Origin of the sequence: Oculatella sp. LEGE 06141 (assembly GCF_015207605.1) — a bacterium.
GTDB lineage: Bacteria > Cyanobacteriota > Cyanobacteriia > Elainellales > Elainellaceae > Oculatella.
Genome location: NZ_JADEWO010000117.1, coordinates 1 through 7,223, shown reverse-complemented (window position 1 = coordinate 7,223; position 7,223 = coordinate 1). Strand labels below are relative to the sequence as shown.

Here is a 7,223-nt window from a genome sequence, read left to right as displayed (position 1 = left end):
TCGCTTGCGCTGTGCCTCTCTCGACCGCTTGACCAATATAGCGACCTTTTTCCCTTCCTGTCAACTCCTTTTTCTTCCTTTTTTTGATCCTCTCCCAAATCAGCTCTACTACTCGCTTTCCGGGGTTCATTTCAAGCTTGGAACGCCTCTTAATAGTTGTGCTCTCGTAAGCAGGGCCCAGAGAGGGCGGCAGATGTCTTCTTTGCCTTGCGGGTGACTCCGTGATATTAGAATGAGCTAGGTTATAAGCTTTTACGAGCTTACAGACTCGCTAGTAGCGCTGAGTTTGAGATTAATGAGCACAAACGCTGTTTTGCCGCCTTTTTTGGTGCTAGATCCATTGCTCCAGAGCTGGTTGATTGAAGATGTAGGACGTGGCGATCGCACAACTCAGAGTTTACTGGCTCAAAAAATTCCTGCTGGGTCAGCGGATTGGGTGGCGAAAGAAGCAGGAATTATTGCAGGATTGCCGATTGCGATTCGAGTCTTCCAGCTACTGAGTCCACAAATTTCCTTTACTGCGACAGCATCTGAAGGAGAGTGGTGTGACGCTATGCAGTCTATTCTTCGATTTCACGGGCCATTGGATGCGCTGTTAACGGGGGAGCGAGTCGCGTTAAACGTGGTGATGCGGTTAAGCGGGATTGCAACCCTGACTCGTCAATATGTGGATAGGATTGCCGATCTGCCGACACAACTTGTTGACACACGAAAAACAACACCTGGGTTGAGGTTGTTGGAGAAGTATGGAACGCAGATTGGAGGAGCCGTTAATCACCGGATGGGATTGGATGATGCGGTGATGATTAAGGATAACCACATTGCCGTTGCAGGAAGTATTGCGGCGGCGATCGCACAAATCCGGCGCTGCATTCCTTACCCAACCACAATTGAAGTTGAAACAGAAAGCTTAGAGCAGGTTGAAGAAGCGCTTCAACATCAGGCTGACATCATTATGCTTGACAACATGCCTGTAGAAATGATGCGACAAGCGGTTCAGCTCATTCGCAAAACGAACGAGCGCATCAAAATTGAAGCGTCTGGCAACATCACATTAGACACCATTCGAGCCGTTGCAGAAACAGGTGTAGATTACATTTCCAGTAGCGCTCCGGTGACTCGTTCAACCTGGCTCGACTTGAGCATGAACATTAGCGAAGACGCTGAGGTTAGCTCCTGATCCTGTTGGCTTGAACCTGCACGTGCAAGCGAAAGGCGACGGTCTATAATCACTTTGAACAGTTGACGATTGATGAGCAAGAGCCAGTGCGGCGGCTGAAGGCTAACCAAATTATGAATTCGACCATTGCAGAACTGAAAGCGTACGTTGAGCAAGCCTTAGTAGCAGCATTTGGAGCCGATTTGGCAGGTACTGATCCGATGCTGAACCCTGCCAGTAATCCTAAATTTGGTGATTATCAGTCGAATGTGGCGCTAGCTTTGGCCAAGAAGTTAGGGCAACCTCCTCGGGCGATCGCCGAGCAAATTGTGCAACAGCTTGAGGTGAGCCACATCTGTGAACCACCTACCGTTGCAGGGCCTGGGTTCATCAACCTGGAACTGAAAACTAGCTATATAGAAGCACAGCTCAAAGCGATCCAGGCTGATCCCCGTCTGGGAGTGGCTCCAGTCGAGCAGCCAAAGCGAATCATTGTGGACTATCCCAGTCCAAACATTGCCAAAGAGATGCACGTTGGTCACTTGCGTCCGGCGGTGATTGGCGACTGCATTGCTCGCATGTTGGAATTCGTTGGTCATGATGTGCTGCGAATCAGCCATGTGGGTGACTGGGGAACGCCATTTGGAATGCTGATTGCTTATCTGCGTGAAGCGTATCCAGATGCATTAACGACCACCAATCAGTTGGATTTGGGCGATTTATCCTCTTTTTACCGTCAGGCCAAAAAGCGGTTTGATGAGGACGAGAATTTTCGAGAAGCGGCTCGGCTGTCGGTGGTTGAGCTGCAAGCGGGAGATGAAAAGACGCTAAAAGCCTGGAAAATTGTTTGTCAGCTTTCTAGCCGTTCTTACCGCAAAATCTACGACCTTTTGGGCATTTCAGCCGACATTCTGGAACGGGGTGAGTCTTTTTACAATCCGTTTTTGCCAGAAATTGTGGAGGAATTAGACCGACTCGGCCTGTTAGTAGAAGACAACGGCGCGCAGTGCGTTTTTTTGGACGGCTTCACGAATAAAGAAGGTAAACCGCTACCGTTGATCGTTCAAAAGTCGGATGGAGGATACAACTACGCCACTACGGATTTAGCCGCGATTCGCTATCGGGTACAGACAGACAAAATTCAGCGAGTGATTTACCCGGTTGGGGCAGAACAAACAAATCACTTTACCCAAATTTTTCAGGTGGGGCGACGAGCTGGATGGATCACGGATGAGGTGGAGTTTATTCACGCACCGTTTGGTTTGGTGCTGGGAGAGGGCGGGCAAAAGCTAAAGACCCGTTCTGGAGAAGCGATTCGGCTGCAAGAGTTGTTAAATGAGGCGATCGCTCGTGCCCGTGCCGATCTTGAAACTCGCTTAAAAGAAGAAGAACGGCAGGAAACAGAAGAATTTATTGCCCATGCGGCTGAGGTAGTTGGGATCAGTGCAGTTAAGTATGCCGATTTGAGCCAGAACCGCACCAGTAATTACATCTTTAGCTACGACAAAATGCTGGCGCTACAAGGCAATACGGCTCCTTATATGCTGTATGCCTATGTGCGGGTACAGGGGATCAGCCGCAAAGGGGGTATTGATTTCAAGCAATTGGGAGCAGATTGCCCGATTGTGCTGCAAGACGAGACGGAGTTAGCCCTTGCAAAACATGTCCTTCAGTTTGACGAGATTTTGAGTGCGATCGACCTGGATTTGCTCCCCAATCGGCTTTGTCAATACTTGTTTGAACTGAGCCAGAAGTTTAACCAGTTCTACGATCGCTGCCCTGTTTTGCAAGCTGACGAGCCCTTACGCACCTCTCGGTTAGTCCTATCTAACCTGACGGCTCAAACGATTAAGCTTGGTTTATCTCTACTAGGCATTCCAGTTTTAGAGCGAATGTAGTTTAGAATCACCCTTTGCAACCCTGATGCCAAGAGTATTGTAGGGTGAACATTGCTAAATACACTTGTCTGAAGTAGGTGAACGAATGCTGGAAACGCCCGTCGGTTGGGGAGTTTTATTTGTACTGGGGACATTTACCGGAGTTTTGGCTGGCCTATTAGGAATCGGTGGCGGCCTGTTGATGGTTCCAGCGTTAACTGTGTTTGGAGTGCCTCTCATTCAAGCAACTGCAACCAGTTTGATTGGGGTATTTCTTAGCGCAGTATCGGGCAGCATTCGCAACTTAAGAGCTGGTGAACTGAATTGGCGAGTGTCGGTGACGCTCTCGCTGTTTGGCATTGTGACAGCTCAAGTAGGCGCATGGTTGGGCGATCGCCTTCCTGATGCAGGGCTTTCCCTGGCATTTGCGATGCTGTTGCTCATCACCATTTATTTGATGCGGTTGCGACGGCGCTTACTGGAACGGCAACAGCGAGCAGAACTCGCTAACCCAGATCTTCAACCAGAGCCAAAACAAACCCAATCCTATCCAAAGCTAGGAGCAGTAGCCGGAATTGGATTGTTGGCAGGCTTATTATCTGGGTTGTTTGGTGTAGGGGGTGGAGTCGTGATGGTGCCGCTGCAAATGCTGTTTTTGGCAGAAACGATCAAAGTCGCAGTGCGTACCAGTTTAGGGGCAATCGTGGCGATCGCGGCTTCTGGGTTAGCGCAACATGCCTGGAATGGAAACGTGTTATGGATTCCAGGACTTTGTTTAGGGTTAGGCGGCATTTTAGGCGCTCAAGCTGGAACTCGTCTGCTGCCGCGATTACCCGATCGCACCGTTAGCCTGATGTTTCGGCTGCTGCTGCTTGCCCTGGCCGCTTATATGGTCATACGAGCAATTGAGCGGTAGTTTGTTTCAAAGCCATCACGGCACCACTCGCTTCAAGTACTCCTGATCGGTAATAATGTCCTGAACCGTTTCCAGGCGATCGAGAAACACCATTCCATCTAGATGATCGAGTTCATGCTGAAAGATTCGAGCCACAAAATTAGTTAGCTCTTGCCGTTGTAGTTTGCCATTGCGGTTGGTGTATTCAACCTCGATCGCTTCGTATCGTGGCACTAACCCTCGAATGCCAGGAATACTTAAACAACCTTCCCAGTCCTTAGCAGTGCCACTTGAGTGACTCACCAAGCGTGGATTAATCATCGCTGTCGGCTCCATTTCTGGAGCCTGGGGATATCGGGCATTAGGACGCGATGCCACAATAAAGACTCGATACAAGGCAGCAACCTGAGGAGCGGCAATGCCAACACCGTTAGACTCCAACATCGTTGCGGTCAGGTTATCTACTAATGATTGAACCCAACCATCCTTCACGTCATAGATAGGTTGAGCTATTTGACGCAAAACTGGATTACCCAGTTGAGCAATTTCCAACAGGTCAGCCATACACCCCCCATTAACAGCACCGGGTTCGCAACAATAATTTAGCGTAGATTGCCTGTATCTTACGTCTCTCAGCCAACAGTTCGTTACACCGTATGCTTTCAAGCACCGACTGCCTAACCCTGACCAGTTGGCAAAACAGCAGGACTAACAGACAGGCTCACAGTTTGCCCATTGCGACGGAGTTCAATCGGTAGGTCACGACCAATCTCACTATCTTCTACCACTGCTTGCACCGCAGCAGAATCCGTTACAGGCTGATTGCCAATTTGTCGAATAACGTCTCCAGCACGGATTCCAGCTCTTGCCGCCGGAGAGTTTGGCACCACGCGAACCACCAAAATCCCTTCATCTTCTTCCACACTGAGCTGATTATTCGGGTTACTGCTCAAGCTGTTCTTCAGTTGAGGCGTAATGGTTGCCATTTCGACTCCCAAATAGGGATGATCGACGCGTCCATCGGCAATTAAGTCATTGGCAATGCGTTGGGCACTGTTGATTGGAATCGCAAATCCTAACCCCTGAGCACCACCAATAATGGCGGTATTCATGCCCACCACTTGCCCCTGCTGGTTCAGTAACGGGCCGCCAGAGTTACCAGGATTGATCGCTGCATCAGTTTGAATGAAACCAATACGGCGATCGGGTACCCCCACCTGGGCACTTGATCGATCGGTGGCGCTGATAATACCTGCGGTGACGGTGTTATCTAGCCCTAGCGGATTACCAATGGCGATCGCCCATTCTCCAGGCTGCAAGCTGTCTGAGTTGCCGATCTGCGCGACTGGTAAACTATTGGCCTCAATCTTAATCACCGCTACGTCTGTTACAGAATCAGTTCCTAGCACCCGTCCTGTAAAGTTCCGCCCATCCTTCAACGTTACCGTCACCTGATCGGCTCGATCGACAACATGAGCATTTGTCAAAATCACGCCGTTGGCATCAATAATGAACCCTGACCCGGTTCCCTGTCGAATCTGGCTAGATGGGGGCACCGGAGCACCAGAACGGCCAAAGAATCGCTGCACCAACGGATCGTTGAAGATCTCAGGAGTGCGGGCTGCCACCGTTCGAGATGAGTCAATGCGGACGACAGATGGCCCAACCTGCTGCACGGCTTCTGCAATGAAATTGGAGTCGGTTGCGGCTAAAATGCGGCTACTTGAACCACCCGTACCGTCTGTACCACCCGGAACTTGGCTGATGATTTGCGGTTGGGATGTTGGCTCAGCATCGGCTCGGGGTACAAGGCGATCGCCCAATACAACAGCTCCAGCGCCTGTAAATAGTAGCGAGGCGTACAACGCTCCCTTCATCAAAGGGGACTGACGACCAGTTGCCGAAGGTTTATCAGAATACAGGTGAGTCTTTTTCATAGATGAATTTAATCGGTTGAGTCACGAATACTTACGACATTCATTTCCGTTCCACCGCGAATCCCTGTCGCCAAAGGTACATGCCATTGGATCATTGCTATCCAACTTCAACTTTGAGGAAGAGTGGAAAAAGCGTGGCAGAAACAAACATCTTTACCGTAGATAATTCGTATGACCCTGAAGTGACACTTTCATCGCAATCCTATGAAACTGGGGTTTTGCACCTGTCCCATTGCCAGACAACAAAAAAGCCACAGAGTTGTGGCTGCAATCAAACAGTGGCCGACCCAATTTGAATGGAGAGTTGCTAACCCAGTTGAGAAATAATGCTCCCCAATTCAAAGTCTTTTGCGGTTAAACCACCCGCATCGTGACTGGTCAGTGCAATCGTCACTTTGTTATAGGAAACAGCTAAATCGGGATGATGACCTGCGGCTTCTGCTGGCTCAACCAAACGATTAATAAAAGCGATCGCCTCAACAAAATCTTTAAACGTTTTAGTGTAAGTAATTTTTTTATCGTTCAATGTCCATCCCGGCAGTGCACTCATGCGGGATTGAATTTCTGTTTCGCTTAGTAGCTGCGCCATCGTGAACAAACTCCAACGTGTCGCTGTACCCTCAGGACAATCGAGCGGTTGATTCAGCAGCCAGCGAACAAGGAGCGATCGCCTCGCGGTAGCCACAGTATCCGGGGAAATATGGCTCAATAATTCAAGCCAGTCCCTTAAACCAGCTCCCTTTAAAAAGCTATCCGCTCTTACCAGGCAGTGATCCAGTTTCCTTTCACACCAAAGGGTAAGAGCGGTCTAGTGGGTATCAAGTTGAAACTAGACTGCCAGGAGGGACTCTATGACCAACCCAGCATCTCTCAAAGAATCAGTTCCAGGGAGAACTGAGATTGCTGCTAGAGAACAGCCCCGGCGCACAGCCAGTTTAATTCAACTTGATGACCCGTGCGTTTACTACTATCTTGCATGGGCATCACCTCCTTAATCCCTAAACGGTTATTTCTATAAGAGGAAGAGTCAAAGACCCTTGGTGTTGTTCACCTTTACGTAAGATAGCACACTCATTTCAAACTGTGGTTAGTACAGGCGAAAAAATTTCAGACGCTAAACAATTACTGCAAAAAACTGCCTCCCCAAGGAGGAGAGGCAGCTTTACTAAAGATCGAACCTATCTGAAATGTGCAATCGCACTATTACAGTGCATTACCGCGAGGAAGAACCTCTTCAGGGAATACAAAGTGTTCGTGCGGCTGATCTTGAGGAGCCATCCAGGCGCGGATGCCCTCGTTCAGCAGAATGTTCTTCGTGTAGAACGTCTCAAACTCAGGGTCTTCAGCAGCCCGAA

Annotated in this window: 6 protein-coding genes and 1 pseudogene; 3 read left to right on the top strand and 4 right to left on the bottom strand. The window is 49.4% G+C overall.

Going from position 1 to position 7,223, the window contains the following annotated elements; all coding sequences use genetic code 11:
• Positions 1-295: 295 nt before the first annotated feature.
• The 3 genes from nadC to IQ268_RS31565 all read left to right on the top strand — a co-directional run bounded on the left by nadC (position 296) and on the right by IQ268_RS31565 (position 3,952).
• Positions 296-1,180 (top strand): carboxylating nicotinate-nucleotide diphosphorylase, encoded by an 885-nt coding sequence (gene nadC, locus IQ268_RS31575; RefSeq protein ID WP_193887371.1) that lies wholly within the window; start codon positions 296-298, stop codon positions 1,178-1,180.
• Between the two features lie 113 nt (positions 1,181-1,293).
• Positions 1,294-3,057: an arginine--tRNA ligase gene (gene argS, locus IQ268_RS31570; RefSeq protein WP_193887376.1), complete on the top strand. Its 1,764-nt coding sequence runs from the start codon at positions 1,294-1,296 to the stop codon at positions 3,055-3,057.
• A gap of 85 nt (positions 3,058-3,142) precedes the next feature.
• The gene (locus IQ268_RS31565; protein ID WP_193887369.1) at positions 3,143-3,952 is read left to right on the top strand and encodes a sulfite exporter TauE/SafE family protein; all 810 of its coding nucleotides are present in this window, start codon (positions 3,143-3,145) and stop codon (positions 3,950-3,952) included.
• Positions 3,953-3,967: 15 nt separating this feature from the next.
• On the opposite strand, the gene def is transcribed toward IQ268_RS31565, so the two are convergent.
• The 4 genes and pseudogenes from def to IQ268_RS31545 form a co-directional block, all read right to left on the bottom strand.
• A complete protein-coding gene (def, locus tag IQ268_RS31560) occupies positions 3,968-4,495 on the bottom strand; it encodes a peptide deformylase (RefSeq protein WP_193887367.1) in 528 nt (175 codons plus the stop codon).
• Positions 4,496-4,608: 113 nt separating this feature from the next.
• On the bottom strand, positions 4,609-5,868 hold the full coding sequence (locus IQ268_RS31555; RefSeq protein ID WP_193887365.1) for an HhoA/HhoB/HtrA family serine endopeptidase: 1,260 nt from the start codon (positions 5,866-5,868) through the stop codon (positions 4,609-4,611).
• A gap of 307 nt (positions 5,869-6,175) precedes the next feature.
• A complete protein-coding gene (locus IQ268_RS31550; RefSeq protein WP_193887373.1) occupies positions 6,176-6,457 on the bottom strand; it encodes a 4a-hydroxytetrahydrobiopterin dehydratase in 282 nt (93 codons plus the stop codon).
• A gap of 614 nt (positions 6,458-7,071) precedes the next feature.
• A pseudogene (locus IQ268_RS31545) lies at positions 7,072-7,223 on the bottom strand (photosystem II protein D2); the annotation flags it as partial.

Bases quoted from the DNA above. Each gene is read 5' to 3' on its own strand.
- IQ268_RS31555 (WP_193887365.1), bottom strand. From the start codon at position 5,868: ATGAAAAAGACTCACCTGTATTCTGATAAACCTTCGGCAACTGGTCGT.
- IQ268_RS31565 (WP_193887369.1), top strand. From the start codon at position 3,143: ATGCTGGAAACGCCCGTCGGTTGGGGAGTTTTATTTGTACTGGGGACA.
- IQ268_RS31550 (WP_193887373.1), bottom strand. From the start codon at position 6,457: ATGGCGCAGCTACTAAGCGAAACAGAAATTCAATCCCGCATGAGTGCA.
- argS (WP_193887376.1), top strand. From the start codon at position 1,294: ATGAATTCGACCATTGCAGAACTGAAAGCGTACGTTGAGCAAGCCTTA.
- def (WP_193887367.1), bottom strand. From the start codon at position 4,495: ATGGCTGACCTGTTGGAAATTGCTCAACTGGGTAATCCAGTTTTGCGT.
- nadC (WP_193887371.1), top strand. From the start codon at position 296: ATGAGCACAAACGCTGTTTTGCCGCCTTTTTTGGTGCTAGATCCATTG.